Below are 19,130 nucleotides of genomic sequence, written 5' to 3' on the forward strand. Positions count from 1 at the left end.
AGTTAGCATTTTTGACTTAATGAAGTATTAAGCTTCAACCCATTTTCCATCTTGGTAGACCAGACTCCATTTGGTCTGTTTACCTTCAGCATTTTCAGAACCAATATATTGCACTTGATTTTTACGGCTAAATTTCACCAAGGTAGGATTCCCTTCAGGGTCAACATCAGGTGCTTGTAAAATGAATTGATATTTCGGATCAAGCTGATCTGCAACTGAGCGCAGTTCTGCTACTTTCGGTGCACGTGTTTCACGTACTTTCGGGAATTTGCTTGCTGCCAAGAACAAACCTGCCGCGCCATCACGAAGTACAAAGAAGTCATCATGCTTGGTTGAGCGTAAGTGTTCCATTTTAATTGGATCGACACGCGGTGGTGCAGGCTGACCACTTTTCAGGACTTTACGTGTGTTGTCACAGCTGGTACAAGCAAAGTAGGGTCCAAAACGACCGGTCTTCAATTGCATTTCACCGTCACATTTGTCACATGGAATGCTTGGACCATCGTAACCTTTAATTTTGAACTCACCTTCTTCAAGTTCAAAACCTTCACAATCTGGGTTATTACCACAGATATGCAATTTACGACCACCATCAATCACATAACTGTCCATTGCCGTTTCGCAAATTGGGCAGCGTTTTTTCGACATCAAATCGGCTGTTTCTGCACTGTCATCATCCGACAACACCGCTAGCGACTCAACAGGCGTCAAATTCAATGTACCTTTGCAACGTTCTTTCGGTGGCAAGTTATAGCCAGAACAACCCAAGAATACACCCGTTGTTCCCGTACGAATCTGCATCGGACGGTCGCATTCTTTACAATGCACCGCATCCACTTCCACAGGCTGATTACGGCGCATACCGTTTTCACCTTGTGCAGTGGTTAAACGTTTTTTAAAGTCACCGTAGAAATTATCCAGTAACTCTTTCCAATTCCGCTCACCATCCGCAACTTTATCCAGCTGACCTTCAAGATCAGCGGTAAACGCGTAATTCATCAAGTTATTGAAGTTTTCATCAAGACGATCGGTCACGATTTCGCCCATCTTCTCGGCAAAGAGACGACGGTTATCCAACTTCACATAACCACGATCTTGAATGGTGGAGATAATTGCCGCATAGGTTGAAGGACGGCCAATGCCTTTCTTCTCAAGTTCTTTGACCAATGACGCTTCAGTGAAACGTGCAGGCGGTTTAGTAAAGTGCTGAGATGGATCAAGTTTCTCAAGTTTAAGAATTTCACCGACTTTAACCGCAGGCAATAACACATCATCATCGGCTTTGTTGGCACCACGTACTTTGGTGAAACCATCAAACACCAAGGTACGACCTTTGGCTTTAAGTTCTACCCCATTGGCATCGACCAAAATCGTAGAAGATAAATATTCCGCAGAGGTCATTTGACATGCCACAAATTGACGCCAAATCAAGTCATACAAACGCTGTGCATCACGATCGACACCCACAAGGCTATCGCCTTTTAGCGCAACATTGGATGGACGAATCGCTTCATGGGCTTCTTGTGCACCGGCTTTATTGCCATATTTATTCGGTTTCGCAGGCAAATATTTTGCCCCAAACTCAGCTTCAATATGATCACGGACCATACTGACCGCATCATCACTTAAGAAGGTCGAGTCAGTACGCATATAGGTAATAAAACCCGCTTCATACAAACGCTGTGCCATGGTCATGGTTTTCTTGACAGAAAAACCTAAACGCGTGCTGGCCGCTTGTTGCAAAGTCGAGGTGATATACGGCGCGCTTGGATTAACCTTGGTGGGTTTATCTTCACGAACAGAAACTTTATATTCCGCATCATTGAGAATTTTTAATAAAGCATCGGTTTGGGCTTTATTTTGCAGTTTTAAGGTTTTACCACCTTGTTTCACTGCTTCTAAACGAATGTCGTCTTTTTTCGATTTGGTGTCTGCAAAAACCTGCCAATATTCTTCAGGAATAAAGGCACGAATTTCACGTTCACGCTCAACCACCAATTTCACCGCAACCGACTGTACACGACCTGCCGATAAACCGCGGGCAATTTTTTCCCACAGCAATGGCGAAATCATAAAGCCCACAATACGGTCTAAGAAGCGACGTGCTTGTTGGGCATTAACTTTGTCGATATCTAAACGTGAGGGATGCTTAAAGGCTTCTTGAATGGCATTTTTGGTAATTTCGTTAAAGACCACACGTTGATAACGTGAATCATCACCACCAATCACTTCTTTTAAATGCCAAGCAATCGCTTCCCCTTCACGGTCCATATCCGTTGCGAGATAGACTTCATCGACTTGCGATGCCAGTTTTTTCAGTTCCGCAACTACATGTTCCTTACCCGGAAGCACCTCATAATGCGCTTTCCAATCGTGTTCAGGGTCTACACCCATACGATTGACCAAGGCCATTTGTGATTTTTCAGCTTTCTGTTCATCGGTCAGTTTAACGCGTGATACAGGTTTTTTTTCTGTACTTTTAGAACCACCCGTAGGTAGGTCACGGACATGCCCGACTGATGATTTTACAATGTAATCTGGACCAAGATATTTATTGATTGTTTTCGCTTTTGCAGGCGACTCCACAATCACTAAGGCACGTTTTTTCGCAGCACTCGGTGATTTTGCTGTGGTGCTTTTGGATGTGGACCGAGGAGCGTTCGCCATAGTCAACCGTCATTCCTGTTTAAATAGGTATATAAATTAAAATTCAGCCAAAGACTGTAAATAAGTTTTAATGTCATCTAACTGTGTTGCTCGAAGGTCAGATTCTTCATCCCAATAGAGTCCTACACAGTTTGCCTGCATATCAATAGCATAAATGCCCTTTAATGCAATGGGTAAAGCGTTAAACTTATCATTCCCCTGCACCACTTTGAGCTGTTGATCTTCAACACGTGCACGCATTAGGGGCAAACGAGCATCCGGAATTAAAACACTGTAATAGGCAACCATACTGGCACGGCTTGAGGAGGCCATTGGAATTTTAGTCCAATCGGGAGCCGCCACTAAACGTGGATGCAACCCCATCTTGCGCGCTTTCTCACGCATCATTCCCAATGCTTTTTCTCGCGGACTGACGCGAAGACCCAAAATAGAGCCTAAAACAAAAAGAATAATGAAGCCAATTACCCAAATACCCGTATTTTCCATAGTACAACCTTGTTATTCCTTTATTAGAGTTGCATAAGCTGAATATAAAACGCAAGTTTCAGCGATGAAATTAATTGAGGAACATTTCATGGCTATACAGTACTTCACTGCCATCCCAATAAATATATCCTTTCTCAATCAATTCTTTAAGCAACAATCGAACATCCGATTTTGGGAAAATTTGTTCTAACAAATCCCGTAAAGCATAAATATCTTTCGGCTTGTCTGATTTTAATTCACGTAATTTACGCGCAACGACCACCTGAACAGGGTCAATTTTCGAGAAATTTTTAAACAAATCTTTTTGTGCATGATGAAGCGTATTTGAATGTTCTAGCTCGTCATCTGACCCAGACTCTCGTTGCCGCTGAGCCAAAATTTCGCTCGTATTTTGCACTTCTTCTAAGGGCATCACTGCATCTAAATCAAGTTGCATCCATTGTTTCAACACTTTTTTACGAAAGCTAATTTGCTCATCATAGCGTTTTACAATTTTTAAGTTAATCAACAAACCGATCAGAGGCTGGACTTGTTCACTGGCCACTTGCAAAATATTACTGATCGAATTTTTAAGTTTCTCAATCGAGTTGGGTTTTCCTTTCATTCCACCCAAAACATCACAATATTTTTTCACCAACAGTAGATTCGGTTTTTGCTTAATTGTCTCGACAGTTGGAATTTTATATTTTGAATTAAAAGAAGATTGCTCAGCCTGAACGTGAATCAGGCTACAGTTCATATCTGAAGACTGCATCATTTCAAGTAACATTTCACTGCTGGGCATGGCAGAAATGACTTCAATACACGTGTCCGGTTCGAGCAAGGCAATGAGCTGTCCAACCACCACAGCATATTCAAATTCTTTTTGATCGACCTCTGCGGTTTCTAAAATCACCACTTGGCCACTGCTGACCCAACTTGAAAACTCGGTTAAATCTTCCAGTGAATATTCAAATTTTCCGGTGCAGTTAAATAGGTAAATTACCGCATAGTGTTGAATAATGTCGCGCAACAGCTGTGCCGTTGGCATATTATTTTCAAGATCAAGAAGAACGACTTTGTTGGACATAATCTCAATAGACAAGTAAGCAAACTTTGAGCACGCATTAGAGCGAGCTTGGCTTAAAAGGTCAAATCAATTCAGCAAAAAGACCGATAAAGATTGACTCAATAATGCGGTGGTCGATCACTCATGGGATCAAAAGCAGCAATCCCATCAGATAAATCTGCACATTCAATACGTTGATACAAAAACTGCATTTGTTTCTTTAAATCAGCTATTTCGGCATTTTGACGCGTGACTTGGTCATTCAATTGTTCAACTAAATCATCTAAAAATGTAATTCGCACTTGCAAATCTTCTAAGGGTGCGGACAATGACGCCTGATCATTAAGATTTTTTTGTTTAGTCATTTTAAGTCCTCACTTTGGATTTCAGGAAACAGTATGGCCTATATTACATTAAGGGATGTCCAACTTGCGTTTGGCGGACCTTCCCTGCTCGACGGCGCGAACTTTAATTTGGAACGCGGTGAACGAGTTTGTTTGATTGGCCGTAACGGTGAAGGTAAGTCTACTTTACTTAAACTCATTGAGGGAAGTTTACTACCAGATCGTGGTGAAGTTTCTATACAAAATGGCATCACCATTTCCATGCTGGCTCAAGATGTACCCATGGACTCGGGTAAAGTTGCTGATATTGTTGCAGATGGCGCAGGTGAAGCCGCTACAGTCCTCAGAGCTTATCATGAAGCCAGTGATGCATGTGTCTTGGGTGATATGGATGCCTGTGACCGCATGGGTGAACTCCAGCACAAACTTGATCAAGTGGATGGTTGGGCTTTAGAAACTAAAGTTAACTCTATCTTAAGCAAGATGGGTCTTGACCCAGATGCTGATCTAGCCGATTTATCGGGTGGTCGTAAACGTCGTGTTCTTTTGGCACGTGCGCTTTTAACGCAACCTGACGTTCTTTTACTCGACGAACCAACCAACCATTTGGACGTTGAAAGTATTGAGTGGTTAGAAAAATTCCTCCTCGATCAAAACAACTTAACACTGCTGTTTATTTCGCATGACCGTTCATTTGTTGACAGCATTGCCACCCGTATTGTTGAGCTTGATCGTGGTACTTTGCGTAGCTATGAAGGTAACTACACACGTTACCTTGATCTTAAAGCGCAACAAATGGAAGCTGAAGAAAAGCAAAATGCGTTATTTGATAAGCGTTTAGCTGAAGAAGAAGTGTGGATTCGCCAAGGCATTAAAGCGCGTCGTACCCGTAACGAAGGTCGTGTTCGTGCGCTGAAAGATTTACGTGAAGAATCGAAAGCACGTCGTTCACAACAAGGCAAAGTGAGCATGGCAACGCAAGATGCCAATCGTTCAGGTAAGTTGGTCTTCGATATTGAACATCTTAGTGTTGCTTTTGGCGACCAAGAACCAATTATCAAAGATTTCTCTGCATTAGTGCTGCGTGGTGACCGTATTGGTTTAGTCGGTGACAACGGTGTGGGCAAAACAACCCTGATCAAAGCCATTTTAGGTGAACTTGAACATAGTGGAACAGTGAAAACAGGTACACAACTTGAAGTGGCCTATTTTGACCAACTACGTAATGCACTAGATCTTGAAAAATCGGTTAAAGACAACGTGTCTGAAGGTTCGGATTTTGTCGATGTAAATGGCGGTCGTCGTCATATTTACAGCTACTTGCAAGATTTCTTGTTCTCACCTGAACGCGCGCGTACCCCAGTAAAAGCATTGTCTGGTGGTGAACGTAACCGTATTCTGTTAGCCAAACTACTGCTTAAGCCATCAAATTTAATCGTCATGGATGAGCCAACCAATGACTTGGACATGGTGACTTTAGAGCTATTAGAAGAAATGCTCGGTGGTTATAAAGGCACATTACTTCTCATCTCGCATGACCGTGCATTCATGGACAATGTCGTGACCTCGACTTGGGTCTTTGATGGGAAAGGTCATATCGATGAGTACGTCGGTGGTTATCAGGACTATCTAGAACAACGCCCTGATCAAACTGCGGTTGATCAAAAAAGTGATGTGAAAAAAGCCCTGGCTAAAGCCGAAGCCGCTGTGCCGAAGAAAGCAAAGCTTAGCTATAAAGATCAACGGGCTTTAGAGCAATTGCCTGCTGAAATGGAAGCCTTAGAAACAGAGCAAGCCAGCTTGAATGAAAAACTTGCGGATGGTTCATTGTTTGTCTCTGATGCTGACGCTGCGGCAAAAATTTCTGCACGCTTAGCTGAAATTGATGAGCTATTGCTTGAAAAATTAGAACGTTGGGAAGAATTAGACAACATGTCGAAAGGCAATTAATTCATCCTGTTTCAATGGGCATCTGTAGAGATATCTACAGATGCCTTTTTATTTCAGAATTATGTTCGTGCTACACTACATTCCTGTCTAATTCAGATCATCGCACGAAACAATGAGTAAAAAAACCAACTATCAACCGGGTACATTTCAATGGTCATTTCTGTTGCCACAATATTGGGGCATCTGGATGGGTATTATTTTCCTCATGATTTTGGCGATTTTACCGTGGGCAATTCAGCATCGTTTAGCCACTTTTTTAGGCCATATTGCATTTAACAAACTAAAATCACGTCGTCACACCACGCTTCGAAATTTAGAAGTATGTTTTCCCGAATGGACAGCTGAACAACTCCAAGCGCATGCCCGACAAGTTTTTGTCGATCAAATGCTGGGAATTTTTGAAACCTTAAATGCGTGGTATTGTCCACAATGGTTTAAAGATCGGGTCAGTATTGAAGGTTTAGAGCATCTACATCAGGCACAAGCTGATGGCAAGGGCGTGTTACTGCTGGGGACACATTCCACCTTATTAGATGCAGGCGGCTATCTGTGCGCACAGTACTTTGAGCTGGGTGTTGTGTATCGTCCGCAGAATAACCCCCTCCTCGATATGCTCATTTACCGCTGCCGTGCCACCATTTATGACCATCAAATTGACCATGATGATATGCGCGGCTTAATCCGAAATCTTAAAAATGGTCAGGCCATTTGGTATAGTCCCGACCAAGATTATGGTTTAAAACAAGGCATTATGGCGCCTTTTTTTGACGTACCTGCCGCGACAGTCACGGCACATCGTCGTTTACTTAAAATGTCAAAAGCAGTTGCCGTGCCTTTGTATTTCTATCGCGATGGTGACATTAAAGACCCTCGTTACCATGTACTGCTTGAGCCTATGGTCGCTAGCATCCCGAGTGACAATGAACTTGAAGATGCCACGCTGGTAAATAAAATTATTGAAAATCAGCTGCGCATCGCACCGACTCAATATATGTGGTTCCACCGCCGTTTTAAAACTCGCCCTGAAGGCTATGACGAAATTTACTAACACCACCTTTAAAAAAAGTTGAAGAGAATACCAATGAAAATTATGCAACTTCTTCCAGAATTAAACAGTGGTGGCGTTGAACGTGGCACATTGGAAATTGCACGTGCACTGATTGCAGCAGGTCATGAATCAATTGTTGTTTCAAATGGTGGACGTCTGGTCGCTCAACTTGAAGCGGAAGGCTCGCAGCACCTGAGTTTAGCCATTCATAAAAAATCTTTATCCAGCCTGTGGCAAATCCGACCATTGCGCAAACTGATTCAGCAGCATCAACCTGATATTGTGCATGTTCGTTCACGCGTACCGGCTTGGCTGACGCATTTTGCCCTTAAAGGTATTCCAGCCAATCAACGTCCGCATCTGATCTCTACAGTGCATGGTTTTTATTCGACCAATCGTTATAGTGCCATTATGACGCAAGCAGAAAAAGTCATTGCCGTGTCTGACAGTGTGGTGAAATATATTACCGAACATTATCAAAACTGCCCGCCCGAACATATTGTCCGAATTTATCGCGGTATTTCACCGCAAGAATTTCCTCACGGTTACCAACCTTCTGCACTCTGGATCAATCAAACCTTTAAAGATTTCCCGCAACTGGAAAATAAATTTCTAGTTTGTCTGCCTGGACGTATTACCCGTTTAAAAGGACATGAAACGTTAATTGAACTTATGCAACAATTGCAAAACCAATATCCAAACTTGCATGCGGTCGTAGTCGGTGGCGCTGATGCTAAAAAACAGGCCTATTTAGAAGAACTGGAAAGCAACATTCAATCTAAGGGCTTACGAGAGAAGATTACTTTTGTTGGGCATCGTTCAGATATACGTGAATGGCTGGCATTTAGCGATGTGGTGCTGTCTTTATCCAATCAAGCTGAAACTTTTGGACGTACTGCTTTAGAAGCTTTATCGGTGGGAACACCTGTGATTGGTTGGAATCGTGGTGGTGTAGCAGAAATTTTATCTCATCTTTATCCGCAAGGTTTAATCGACGTAGGTGATCAAGCTGCATTATTGCATGCCGTTCAGCAGCATATCGATGAACCTCAAGCCGTTGAACCTGTCACGATGTTTAGTTTAAAAGAGATGTGTGATCGAACCATTAATTTATATAAACATGTTTTAAATTTAGATTAAGTTGATTCCATGACTTGCATCAATCAAAAAATGTTCCATATTCGATTCTTTAAAATCAGCACTGCCTCATGTGATTAATTCAATTTTATGGCATCGCTGAAATTTTATTTTTAGCATCTGCTATAAAAACACAACCCGAGTTCTGCATCCTGCAAAACTCGGGTTTATAAGGTTGTGCTTTCAAATTTTGTTTTTATTATCTTGTGGCCATCCATTGCTGCATCATGTCCATGATGACTATCCACCAGCATCGTCTTCCATAATGGGATGTTCCGTTCCCAACTCCTTGGCTGATGTGTGCATACTAAGTAAAATTTAAAAGCAGGACTATTCGCCATAGACCTAAATCAATGTAAGCCATTTCGTACACTTTTCCCCTAATCCCCCGATCATCCCTTTAAGGCACTTTAGTCTCATTTTTATAATCCTGTGCAATTTCATCGGTGACCATTTTTTCTTCTTTTTCTGCTTGTTCAATTCCTTCTTGAATGGCTTGTTGCGCCTCTTGTTCATCTGCATCAGTTTGTTCAAGCTCTTCTTGAAGCTGATCGAAAATACGCCCCGTTTGCAAAACCACATGTACTGGAAAATGATCCGACCCGATATGAGGCAAGCGTTTCATTTCGACCAAAGCAAAATCAGTACTATGAAACACGTGGTCTAAAGACCATCTGAGCAGCGGGTAATCGGCATGAAAGGTATTGACATAATGTCGCCCCACACGCGGATCGAGTAAACCACTAATGCGTTGAAAAAGCCGTGTTGTTCGTGACCATGCCACATCATTCAAATCGCCCATCACAATACAGCTTTGATCCAAATCTTTAACTTGATCCCCGACAATCAGCAATTCTGCATCACGTAAGGTTGAATCTTTGGCTTCAGTTGGACTGGGCGGTTTCGGATGCAAACAATAAAGCTGCACAGGTTGGCCTGAACGCAAAATCACCGTGGTATGAATCGAGGGGATTTCATCACTTAAAATGAACTTAATTTCAGAATCTTTTAATTCAAGGCGGCTATATAAATGCATGCCATACAAATTATCCAAGGGCACAGGGACACGATAGGGATAATCTTTTTCAATCACTGCCAGTTCATTTTGCCAGATTTGATCCGACTCTAAAGTCAGGACTAAATCGGGTTGGTGTTGCTGAATCTGTGCAATCAGCAAGTGATATTGCTGATTTGGCGTCAGTACATTGGACACAATCACCGAGATTTGCTGCTTTGAATTCAACTGATTTTGACGAACCTGTTTGACCTGCTTTTTCCAAATAAAGGTATAAGGCAGCACCATTTTAAGTTGATACGCCAGTGCTGCAATCAGGGCAATAAAAATAAGTTCACGCCAGATATCCCACGGCTGATCCCAGACCAACAGCAGCACAAAAGCAATCAACCCAAAAACTAAAATTTGTAAGCGTGGAAAATCTGCACCACGAAACCACCATTCATCACGTGGAATCAGTGACCAAAAACTCAACCAAATCACCACAACAGCTAACGCTTCGACCCAGATCATGATGTGCTTCTCTTATATTCTTAATTCTTTCATGATTCATAAATTTATATCAGTTTTGCATGTAACATAAACAAGATATATTACACAACAATATTGCTGTTTTCATTGTGTAGCGCTTGCAGTTGTGCGCTCTTTTGATACACTCGAATCTCCTTTTTATTTTAACGCACCGAGGCGAAGTGACATGAAAGTAGGTCTGGTCGGTTGGCGCGGGATGGTTGGTTCCGTCCTTATGCAACGTATGGTTGAAGAGAATGATTTTGCTCATTTTGAGCCATTCTATTTTTCTACCAGTAATGCAGGTGGTGAAGCCCCTGCTTTTGGTGGTAAGACTGCCCCAGCACTTATGGATGCATCAGACATTAATAGTCTGAAGCAAATGGATGTCATTATTACCTGTCAAGGTGGTGATTATACCTCTGAAGTTTTCCCGAAATTAAAAGCGGAAAACTGGAACGGTTACTGGATTGATGCTGCATCTACCTTGCGTATGGAAGATGAAGCCATCATTGTGCTTGATCCTGTCAACATGCACGTGATCAAAGACGGCTTAGTCAAAGGCACCAAAACCTTCGTCGGCGGTAACTGTACCGTTTCATTGATGCTGATGAGCATGGGCGCGCTTTACCAAAACAATTTGGTTGAGTGGATGACGGCTATGACTTATCAAGCAGCATCGGGTGCGGGTGCGCAAAACATGCGTGAATTGATTTCAGGTATGGGTTATTTATATAACAACACCAAAGATTTGTTAGATGATCCACGTTCACCAATCTTAGATATTGATTCTAAAATTGCTGACTTGCAACGTGGTGAAGGCTTCCCATCTACAAACTTTGGCGTGCCATTAGCAGGTTCACTCATTCCTTATATCGACAAACAGTTAGACAACGGTCAGTCGAAAGAAGAATGGAAAGCACAAGTTGAAACCAACAAGATTTTAGGTAATCAACAAATCATCGTGCCGATTGATGGCCATTGTGTTCGTATTGGTGCCATGCGTTGTCACTCTCAAGCTTTAACATTGAAGTTAAAGAAAGATGTACCGCTGGATGAAATTGAAGATATGATTCGTCAATCCAATCCATGGGCAAAAGTGGTTCCAAATACCCGTGAAGCGTCTATGACTGACCTTACACCTGTTGCAGTCACTGGCACTTTAACGGTTCCAGTCGGTCGTTTACGTAAACTCAATATGGGTAAAGAATACCTTGGCGCGTTCACTGTTGGTGATCAATTGCTTTGGGGGGCTGCGGAACCTTTACGCCGTATGCTGCGCATCTTAATTGAATATCAAAATGCGTAATTGCTAAAGATTTAAAAATCAAAAGCCGATCTATTGTGATCGGCTTTTTTTATGTATTCTTTATGTTAATATTTTACAACTCTTCAACATCTCGTTAATCTACAACATTCGCAGTGCGATACAAAACCGAGCTAAAGATTAAAATGACTGCATACAAAAAATTAAAGATCGCCATTTTAGCCATTATTGCTTCGCAGAATATTCATGCGATTACGATTGATCCTATTCAGATTCAATCTGCACCAGGTGAATTACTCTATGCCGAAATGAATTTTCGCCAAGCTGATCCTAATGCACCAATACAAGCCAGCTTAGCGACAGTCGATGAACTTCTTTCTTTAGGTGTAACACATCAACCTCCCGGACATCTTAATTTCTTTACCCGTCGTGATGGCTCGGGTAACGGCGTGATTACCATTACCTCTTCACGTCCGCTCACCGAAGCTGAACTGAATATTATTATTAAAATTAAAGAAGGCAATGCGACACGATTGCAGCATATAAAAATGCCGCTGCAACGCAGCACGACCAATACTCAAGCACGTACTCAAGGCAATGAAAAACCGTTAACACCAATCAGCATCGTGAGTGAAAAAGAGATTGCTTTGCAACTCCCTGAAAGCACGCAATATCAAATTAAAAAAGTAGCAGCCATCGCACACCAATCATTCGAAGCACCATTAATGGTGCGCAAGACTGCTCCACCTAACCTTAATGTGACCAGCTCTGCACCATTGCCTGTCTCATCCATGACCATGCTGGCAACTCAAGCCGTAACATCAAAGGATGTCGTAGCGGTTAAACCCAATACCGTAACAGCACAGCAAAATACGGTAAAAAATCAGCCAAAAGCATCCAACACAATGCTCTCCGCAGACCCATTAGCCAAACAATATGCGCAATCCCCGACGCAAAAAGTCGCTGAGCCTAAAAAAGTAAATATCCCTGCGCAACAAGCGGCAACCAAAGTAAAAGCAGAAGCATCCCCTGCTGCACAAAAACCTGCGCCACATCAAAATGCCACAGCAATGGCAGCACCAACCACAAAGCATGTGGTGCAATCCAATGAATCTCTATGGGCCATCGCTTCACGTGTAGCCACTGAGCAAAATCGTCCGATTGGCGAGGTGATGAAACAAATCAAAAGCAATAATGAACACGCCTTTATTCAAGGTGATATCAATCGTTTACGTCGTGGCGTTGCGTTAAATCTCAACACTGGGAATCCTCAAAAAGAAGAGCAAAAAGTCAGTGTCGCCAATGTGACAAATCCATCTTCTAAACAATCGGGTAAAGCCAAATATCGCTTAAATCAAGCGGAGATGAGCTTAGTCGCAGAGAAAGAACAAGATTCAGCCAGCGGTTCTGCTAAGAAGAACACAGAAAGAAATCAAACTTCAAACGAGTTATCATTAAAAGTTATGACATCTCGTAAAAAAACCGTTAAATTACAGAGAAACGTAACACAGTTAGAACTGGCATTGCGTCACAAGGATCACAGAATTCAATTATTGAATACTCGTCTTGCCCAATTGCAACAACAATTGAAAGCACAACAAGTAGAGAAAAAGCCAACACACTAAAGTGTTATACAATTTGATTTTTTTGGATGAGTTTCATTGATAACAACTCAATCCTGTAAGGGGTAAAAACATGCTGATTTATGTGATTCCGTTTATATTGTTATTAGTGATCGCAGTTGTCCTAAAAAAGCGTGAAACCGGTAAACAAGCGGAACAAACTTCAACAGCGAAAGCGAAAAAAGTAAGCGCAACTAAAAAGACACCTCAAAAAACTCAAATTGTGTCAGATCCTGTGGTGGAAAAGAAAAAGACCACTGCTTTAGCGGATGATGTACGCAATAAAATTGGCACATTAATCAGTGCACACAATTTTTTTGCTGCTGAAGCACAGATTAATCAAGCATTAAATAAAGACAACTCACAGCATGAGCTGTATTTATTATTACTCGATATTCACATCTTACAAAAAGATGAATTTGCCATTAACCAACTGATTAATCATTTACGTTCATTAGAACTAGACGATTTTTTAGAGCAAGCACTGGCTAAAAAAGCGGCCCATGACCACAAAGTGGCAAGCTCTAGAGATACGATTGATTTCAAAATGGAATCGTCAGCGCAACCAGCAGTTGAACAAAAAAATACTGCCGATTTCGATGCGCTCATGAGCAATAATTCTGCTGCGCCATCGGTAACGGCAAATGCTGCATCTTTTGATCAGCTACACCAAGAAACACGTCCAGCCCAAACCGATCACGTTGAAGAAATTAAACCTTTAGATTTCAATACCTTTTCTCTTGATCAAGCGCCTATCGAAACTGCCAAAACCGAAGCGCCAATCTCAACAGTTGAAGAAATTAAACCTTTAGACTTTAGCTCTTTATCTTTAGACCCTACACCTAGCATTGCACCACAGCCAGAACCGATAGCTGTAGTAGAAGAAATCCAACCTTTAGATTTCTCCTTTAGCCTAGATACACCAGTAGCAGAACAGTCTGCTCAACCTGCTGAACTGACTATTGCAGTTGAAGCAGCAGTTGAAGAAAAACCTGAATTTGATTTTGATTTCTCTCATACAGAAACTATTGCAGCTGTTGAAGCAAAAACGGTCGCCGAAGAAACTAAACCGAGTTTAGATTTTAATCTCGAACCTGTAACGCCAAATGAACCACTTTCGGTAGAAACAGCGCCAGTGAAAGCTTCAGGTGTAAGTTTTGATATTAGCAATATCAGTTCATCTGCATCTCAAGCAGACCAAAATGATCCGCTCGTGCTCTCCTTCCCTGAACTGATTGATGTGAATGAAATCAGCCTGAATTTAGAGCTTGCAGCACAATATATTCAATTAGGCGCCTTTGAATCGGCACATGAATTATTAATAGAACATGAAGCTGAATATACCCCTGAACAACGCCAACAAGCCGATCAGTTACGCAATCAGATAGCATCTTAAGTTATTTCGCTCTACTATAAAGCAGTCATCATTGACTGCTTTTTTATTATGAAAAAAATAGCCTTAATTTATATGGGTGGAACCTTTGGCTGTATTGGCGAGCCACTTAGCCCAATGCCTGCTAAAGATTTTATCCCCCAGTTACAACGCATTCTTCCTTTAAATCTTGAAATTGAATGTTTTGTTGCACCCAGCATCAAAGACAGTAGCGCTTGCACTGCAACGGACTGGCTTAAGCTCATTCAGCTGATCCAAAGCCTACAACTTAAACATTATCAACATTTTGTCGTGATTCACGGCACTGATACTTTAAGCTATGCCAGTGCAACACTGGCACGCTTTATCGGTCAATCGGCCCATGTGGTACTGACTGGAAGCCAATATCCATTATTAAATGTCTCGGCTACACAGACCCGCGAATTTACCGATGCCATGGATAACCTTAATTTTGCTCTGGATGCGGTAGTGACCACCCCAGTGGGTGTCTATTTGGCCTTTCATCACCAACTGCTTCATGCGCAAACGGCGTTAAAACAACATACAACGGAATTAAATGCTTTTGCAGGTCAAAATGCCCAAGTAAATTTGGCAACGATTCAGCACAGCTATATCGTGCATGAACATGATATTGCGAGAGCAGCAACATTTAACTGCCTGAGTTTCATGCTGCAACCTCTAGCAATTGAGCAACACATTGCGAACTTAAAAAATTTACAACAACAAACTCCTCATGCGCTGATCTTACAAGGCTTTGGTACAGGCAATTTAGCTGTCAATGCAGAGTTCATCTCTACACTTCAGGCCATTCAAACGCAGGGCTGCGCCATCATTCTGACCACTCAAGTCCCTTTTGGCACGATTGACCAACGCTATGCCATCAGTGAGTGGATACAACATGCCAATATCATCATCAGTGATTGCTTAGGTCATGCAGATCTTTATGCAAAAGCACTGAAAATGTATTTACAATATGACAGCGTAGACCAGTGGCATGCCCACTGGCATGATTCAATGTAAATAGAGGTAAGTATGCAGCGTTTTGCGGTCGGTATTGAGTTTTCTGGGGTTGAGTATCGAGGTTGGCAAACCCAGCAAGCGGGTGTCCGCAGTGTGCAAGAAACCATTGAAACGGTGCTGAGTAAAATTGCCAATGAACCGATTATTGTTCATGGTGCGGGAAGAACCGATGCCGGTGTACATGCCACCAATATGGTGGCACATTTTGATACTTCGGCGATTCGTCCAATACGGGGCTGGCTCATGGGGGCGAATAGCACTTTACCCAAAGACATTGCCATCCAATGGATTAAAGCGATGGAACCGGACTTTCATGCTCGCTTTAAAGCACAATCACGACGTTACCGTTATGTCATCTACAATTCAGCTAGCCGACCTGCACTGCTTTATCAACAAGTCACCCATGCCTATTACCCACTTGATGTGGATAAAATGATTGAAGCTGCGAAAAAATTTGAAGGGACGCATAATTTTGAAAGCTTTCGTGCCAGCTCTTGTCAATCTAAGCAACCTGTACGTCATGTAAGCCATTGCCGTTTAATTCGTCATGGTTGCTATTTAGTGCTCGATATTCAAGCCGATGGTTTTTTACATCATATGGTGCGAAACATCGTAGGATGCTTGCTCGAAGTTGGACAAGGCATGTATGAAATTGACCATATTGACACAATTTTTGCTGCTGAGAACCGTAAAGCAGCAGGCATTACGGCCCCACCTGATGGCTTATATTTTATTCAAGCACACTACCCAGAACAATTTGATTTACCTAAAGCGCCTTTAGGCCCACATTGGTTAAATATGCCTGAATAATAATTCAAGTTATTAGACCTCCCCTCTTGCGAAGCTGTGCTTCTCACCTTTTTCAAAGGAGAGGAATTCTTGGCTTTAAAAAGTGTTTAGAAAAATCCCCCTTTATTAAAAGGGGACTTAGGGGGATTTTTTAATCCAAAAAATTAACGCTGCTTACGTTTGCGATATTCCACAGGCGTTTCATTGGTCCAACGCTTAAAGGCACGATAGAAAGTACTCGGTTCTGAAAAACCAGTTAAATACACAATTCTTTCCACACTTTCAGCGGTATTCGCCAACAGCTTTTTTGCCAAACGACAACGATAATCCGAAAGAATTTGCTGAAAACTGGTATTCGCTTCACTCAGCTGCGTGCGTAAACGGCGTGGGGTAATGTTTAAATGGGTTGCGACCGTTTCTAAAGTCGTTTCACCACTTTCTAAGGTCGAACCAATGGCACGGCGGACTTCGCCAACCAAATCATAGCGTGCAAGTTCTTGTAGCTTTTCAAGTGCCAATTGCTCATGTAGTTGTAATAACTCAGGTTCTGCCTGCCACAACTGGTACTCTAAAATGGCTGGGTCAAAATACAAACGCGTTTCTTTTTGCCCTAAACTAACAGGACACTCATAGACCCGAAAATATTCGTCATCAAAAGCCCCCTGACTAAAATTAAAATCGATGTAAATTGGGTTAAAGCGGCCTTCGGTAATAAATTTAAAGAAGCGTAAAATTCCTGACATGGCACATTCAGAAAAATGACGATTGACCAAATGGTCTACCCAAGCCCCTTGTTCACCATTGGTGAGGTAGCAACGACCATCTTCAAGCACCAGTTTGGCATGAAATGCGTCACTGATCAGGCGTTGATAGGCCAATGCACGCTTTAGTCCCTCACCAAAGTTTTCACTTGAGATAAAGAGATGTTCAATCACCTGTCCACGATATAAAGGCAAGTGTTCACCTAAGTGCAAACCAATATCGGGATCACGACTTACCTCCTCTGCGGCCACCCAAAAAGCATATTGAGCACTGAGCGGAGTACGATCATTGGTTTCGACCTGATTTAAGGCGACACCAGCTTTTGTTAAAATTTCTTCGGTTGGCAAACCCGAACGACGAATCGCTTGGTAACCCAATCGTAAAACAACCGATGCATCAGTTAGCTGACCCACGCCAAGACCTTCCTTGTATGTTCTTCATTTATACTTAAAAAGATTAATTTTAGATTAACTGTGATTGACCGAACTGACAACAGAACAATGCTGTTTTTTGTAGAAAATATTTAAATGTATGGTTCGCTTATTTAACTGACAGATGATCGGGCAACACCCCATTCCGCCTTGTTTTATACAAAAAAATTGACTATAATTTGCGCCTTCCCAATTTGATCATCAGGTAGGCTATGGCCAATAAAGAGGAACTCATCGAGTTCGAAGGCGTTGTCACCGAAACGCTCCCTAATACTATGTTCCGTGTACGTTTAGAAAACGGTCACGAAGTCATTGCTCACATCTCTGGTAAAATGCGTAAACACTATATCCGTATTTTGACTGGCGACAGTGTTAAAGTAGAAATGACTCCTTATGATTTGACCAAGGGTCGTATTACTTATCGTGCACGCTAAGTTTTAGCGCAAGCAAAAGCCACTTTAAAGTGGCTTTTTTTATGGTATTAAACCCGAAAATCAATACAAGGCATTGGTTTTACAGCCAATGGTTTTGCATTCACGCAAACGCTCTCTAAGCCAGTTATTACGCTCTTGCGTGGTGCTTAAACGGCATTGCACGTCAATTCCAGTATCCGTGGTACATTGCGCATCGCGTTCACGAATCCACGCCAGCTGCGACTTTTTCAGAATATTTTTTTGATTGCTTGATAATTTGCCACGTAAAGCCTGATAATTTTTATTTAATTCTGCATCGGCACTGGCATACAGTTTGTTGGTGCAATAGACATCATCATAGGTATTGCGTGCATTTTCACAGTTATCTGCAAATGCAACACCAGACAACAAGATACCGCTTAGCAGCAAAATAATTTTGTTCATCTTTATTCCTTTCCCCTTTTTTGTATTTTATAAAAATTAATGTTGATAAATAGTCTATGCGAAATGCCTTGGATAGGATATTAAAAATTATCATGTTGTTGAAAACGGCGCATCAATCAAAAACGTCTATAGAAATTTCCCTAGCATTAATCTGATTTCTTGATCTGATTTCGAGATCCTGTTTCTTTATCAACTAGATCCTTTTGATGTGTATAGATAATGCACTCATGACCATGTAAAACCGCCATTTGGCATCATGTTCAGCCTATTTTCTTGCAGTAAAGACCGTATATCGAATCACAACAATATGATTCAGCAGATCTGCCTACACTGGTTTTATTTGGTGTGAGAACAGCTTATGAAGTTTATGCTTTCTATTGGACTGTTTGCTGCCTATTGCATGCTATATGGCTGTGTATCTTCCCCAACAATGAATGCCATGCAGCGGGAAGCCTATTTGCAGCAATTTATTGGTCAATCTAGTGATCAAATTCGTACCCAGCTTGATTTAAACAGCATAGGTTACCAGCACGTCAGTCCACCTATATTAAGGGCAAATAGCTTAACCTATATTGCAGCTCGATCCATCAGCATTCCTGTCCCTATGGCGCAAAATCCTGCCATGGGCATTGGTGCAGGAACAAGCGTTCCTATCCCAAGTACGGCTGCACAAAACTACGATGTCAATTTGAACTGCCGTATCAGCTTTCTGTTGGAACACAATATTGCCAAAGCGGTACAGATGTCAGGACGCACTTGTTAAAAAACTTTTGGCAAACTCAAC

Annotated in this window: 17 protein-coding genes; 10 read left to right on the top strand and 7 right to left on the bottom strand. The window is 41.9% G+C overall.

Going from position 1 to position 19,130, the window contains the following annotated elements; genetic code table 11:
• Positions 1-27 precede the first annotated feature (27 nt).
• The 4 genes from topA to F994_RS08480 all read right to left on the bottom strand — a co-directional run bounded on the left by topA (position 28) and on the right by F994_RS08480 (position 4,566).
• Positions 28-2,667: a type I DNA topoisomerase gene (topA, locus tag F994_RS08465; RefSeq protein WP_004649883.1), complete on the bottom strand. Its 2,640-nt coding sequence runs from the start codon at positions 2,665-2,667 to the stop codon at positions 28-30.
• A gap of 36 nt (positions 2,668-2,703) precedes the next feature.
• Positions 2,704-3,153, bottom strand: a complete 450-nt coding sequence (locus F994_RS08470; protein WP_004649884.1) for an ammonium transporter — start codon at positions 3,151-3,153, stop codon at positions 2,704-2,706.
• A gap of 70 nt (positions 3,154-3,223) precedes the next feature.
• Complete coding sequence (locus F994_RS08475; RefSeq protein ID WP_004649885.1) at positions 3,224-4,222, bottom strand: hypothetical protein; 999 nt, start codon at positions 4,220-4,222, stop codon at positions 3,224-3,226.
• Positions 4,223-4,320: 98 nt separating this feature from the next.
• On the bottom strand, positions 4,321-4,566 hold the full coding sequence (locus F994_RS08480; protein WP_004649886.1) for a SlyX family protein: 246 nt from the start codon (positions 4,564-4,566) through the stop codon (positions 4,321-4,323).
• Positions 4,567-4,599: 33 nt separating this feature from the next.
• Between F994_RS08480 and F994_RS08485 the strand changes: the two genes are divergently transcribed.
• From F994_RS08485 to F994_RS08495, 3 genes are all read left to right on the top strand, one after another.
• Complete coding sequence (locus tag F994_RS08485) at positions 4,600-6,495, top strand: ATP-binding cassette domain-containing protein (protein WP_004649887.1); 1,896 nt, start codon at positions 4,600-4,602, stop codon at positions 6,493-6,495.
• 112 nt (positions 6,496-6,607) lie between these two features.
• Positions 6,608-7,543 (top strand): LpxL/LpxP family acyltransferase, encoded by a 936-nt coding sequence (locus F994_RS08490; RefSeq protein WP_004649888.1) that lies wholly within the window; start codon positions 6,608-6,610, stop codon positions 7,541-7,543.
• Positions 7,544-7,576: 33 nt separating this feature from the next.
• A complete protein-coding gene (locus F994_RS08495; RefSeq protein ID WP_004649890.1) occupies positions 7,577-8,683 on the top strand; it encodes a glycosyltransferase family 4 protein in 1,107 nt (368 codons plus the stop codon).
• A 397-nt stretch (positions 8,684-9,080) separates the two neighbouring features.
• Here F994_RS08495 and F994_RS08500 read toward each other — a convergent pair whose 3' ends face one another.
• Positions 9,081-10,208 carry an endonuclease/exonuclease/phosphatase family protein gene (locus F994_RS08500; RefSeq protein ID WP_004649891.1) on the bottom strand — a complete coding sequence of 376 codons (1,128 nt, stop codon included), beginning with the start codon at positions 10,206-10,208 and terminating at the stop codon, positions 9,081-9,083.
• Between the two features lie 184 nt (positions 10,209-10,392).
• Here F994_RS08500 and asd point away from each other — a divergent pair, with 184 nt between their 5' ends.
• The 5 genes from asd (at position 10,393) to truA (ending at position 16,317) form a co-directional block, all read left to right on the top strand.
• A complete protein-coding gene (asd, locus tag F994_RS08505; RefSeq protein WP_004649892.1) occupies positions 10,393-11,514 on the top strand; it encodes an aspartate-semialdehyde dehydrogenase in 1,122 nt (373 codons plus the stop codon).
• A 143-nt stretch (positions 11,515-11,657) separates the two neighbouring features.
• Positions 11,658-13,097, top strand: a complete 1,440-nt coding sequence (locus F994_RS08510) for a FimV/HubP-related protein (RefSeq protein WP_004649893.1) — start codon at positions 11,658-11,660, stop codon at positions 13,095-13,097.
• Positions 13,098-13,167: 70 nt separating this feature from the next.
• Positions 13,168-14,490 carry a hypothetical protein gene (locus F994_RS08515; protein ID WP_004649894.1) on the top strand — a complete coding sequence of 441 codons (1,323 nt, stop codon included), beginning with the start codon at positions 13,168-13,170 and terminating at the stop codon, positions 14,488-14,490.
• A gap of 48 nt (positions 14,491-14,538) precedes the next feature.
• A complete protein-coding gene (locus F994_RS08520; RefSeq protein ID WP_004649895.1) occupies positions 14,539-15,507 on the top strand; it encodes an asparaginase in 969 nt (322 codons plus the stop codon).
• 12 nt (positions 15,508-15,519) lie between these two features.
• Positions 15,520-16,317, top strand: coding sequence for a tRNA pseudouridine(38-40) synthase TruA (gene truA, locus F994_RS08525; RefSeq protein WP_004649896.1), 798 nt, complete (start codon positions 15,520-15,522; stop codon positions 16,315-16,317).
• Between the two features lie 143 nt (positions 16,318-16,460).
• On the opposite strand, the gene F994_RS08530 is transcribed toward truA, so the two are convergent.
• Positions 16,461-17,471: an AraC family transcriptional regulator gene (locus F994_RS08530; protein WP_004649897.1), complete on the bottom strand. Its 1,011-nt coding sequence runs from the start codon at positions 17,469-17,471 to the stop codon at positions 16,461-16,463.
• Positions 17,472-17,701: 230 nt separating this feature from the next.
• Here F994_RS08530 and infA point away from each other — a divergent pair, with 230 nt between their 5' ends.
• Positions 17,702-17,923, top strand: a complete 222-nt coding sequence (gene infA, locus F994_RS08535; protein ID WP_001284370.1) for a translation initiation factor IF-1 — start codon at positions 17,702-17,704, stop codon at positions 17,921-17,923.
• A gap of 60 nt (positions 17,924-17,983) precedes the next feature.
• Here the strand turns inward: infA and F994_RS08540 are convergent, their stop codons facing one another.
• The gene (locus F994_RS08540) at positions 17,984-18,346 is read right to left on the bottom strand and encodes a lysozyme inhibitor LprI family protein (RefSeq protein WP_004649898.1); all 363 of its coding nucleotides are present in this window, start codon (positions 18,344-18,346) and stop codon (positions 17,984-17,986) included.
• Between the two features lie 358 nt (positions 18,347-18,704).
• On the opposite strand from F994_RS08540, the gene F994_RS08545 reads away from it, so the two are divergent.
• Positions 18,705-19,109, top strand: a complete 405-nt coding sequence (locus F994_RS08545) for a hypothetical protein (protein ID WP_004649900.1) — start codon at positions 18,705-18,707, stop codon at positions 19,107-19,109.
• The last annotated feature ends 21 nt before the right edge of the window (positions 19,110-19,130 follow it).

This window comes from Acinetobacter bohemicus ANC 3994 (genome assembly GCF_000367925.1).
Lineage (GTDB): Bacteria > Pseudomonadota > Gammaproteobacteria > Pseudomonadales > Moraxellaceae > Acinetobacter > Acinetobacter bohemicus.

Coding starts and splice junctions, on each gene's coding strand:
- topA (WP_004649883.1), bottom strand. CDS start 2,667: ATGGCGAACGCTCCTCGGTCCACATCCAAAAGCACCACAGCAAAATCA.
- F994_RS08470 (WP_004649884.1), bottom strand. CDS start 3,153: ATGGAAAATACGGGTATTTGGGTAATTGGCTTCATTATTCTTTTTGTT.
- F994_RS08475 (WP_004649885.1), bottom strand. CDS start 4,222: ATGTCCAACAAAGTCGTTCTTCTTGATCTTGAAAATAATATGCCAACG.
- F994_RS08480 (WP_004649886.1), bottom strand. CDS start 4,566: ATGACTAAACAAAAAAATCTTAATGATCAGGCGTCATTGTCCGCACCC.
- F994_RS08485 (WP_004649887.1), top strand. CDS start 4,600: ATGGCCTATATTACATTAAGGGATGTCCAACTTGCGTTTGGCGGACCT.
- F994_RS08490 (WP_004649888.1), top strand. CDS start 6,608: ATGAGTAAAAAAACCAACTATCAACCGGGTACATTTCAATGGTCATTT.
- F994_RS08495 (WP_004649890.1), top strand. CDS start 7,577: ATGAAAATTATGCAACTTCTTCCAGAATTAAACAGTGGTGGCGTTGAA.
- F994_RS08500 (WP_004649891.1), bottom strand. CDS start 10,208: ATGATCTGGGTCGAAGCGTTAGCTGTTGTGGTGATTTGGTTGAGTTTT.
- asd (WP_004649892.1), top strand. CDS start 10,393: ATGAAAGTAGGTCTGGTCGGTTGGCGCGGGATGGTTGGTTCCGTCCTT.
- F994_RS08510 (WP_004649893.1), top strand. CDS start 11,658: ATGACTGCATACAAAAAATTAAAGATCGCCATTTTAGCCATTATTGCT.
- F994_RS08515 (WP_004649894.1), top strand. CDS start 13,168: ATGCTGATTTATGTGATTCCGTTTATATTGTTATTAGTGATCGCAGTT.
- F994_RS08520 (WP_004649895.1), top strand. CDS start 14,539: ATGAAAAAAATAGCCTTAATTTATATGGGTGGAACCTTTGGCTGTATT.
- truA (WP_004649896.1), top strand. CDS start 15,520: ATGCAGCGTTTTGCGGTCGGTATTGAGTTTTCTGGGGTTGAGTATCGA.
- infA (WP_001284370.1), top strand. CDS start 17,702: ATGGCCAATAAAGAGGAACTCATCGAGTTCGAAGGCGTTGTCACCGAA.
- F994_RS08540 (WP_004649898.1), bottom strand. CDS start 18,346: ATGAACAAAATTATTTTGCTGCTAAGCGGTATCTTGTTGTCTGGTGTT.
- F994_RS08545 (WP_004649900.1), top strand. CDS start 18,705: ATGAAGTTTATGCTTTCTATTGGACTGTTTGCTGCCTATTGCATGCTA.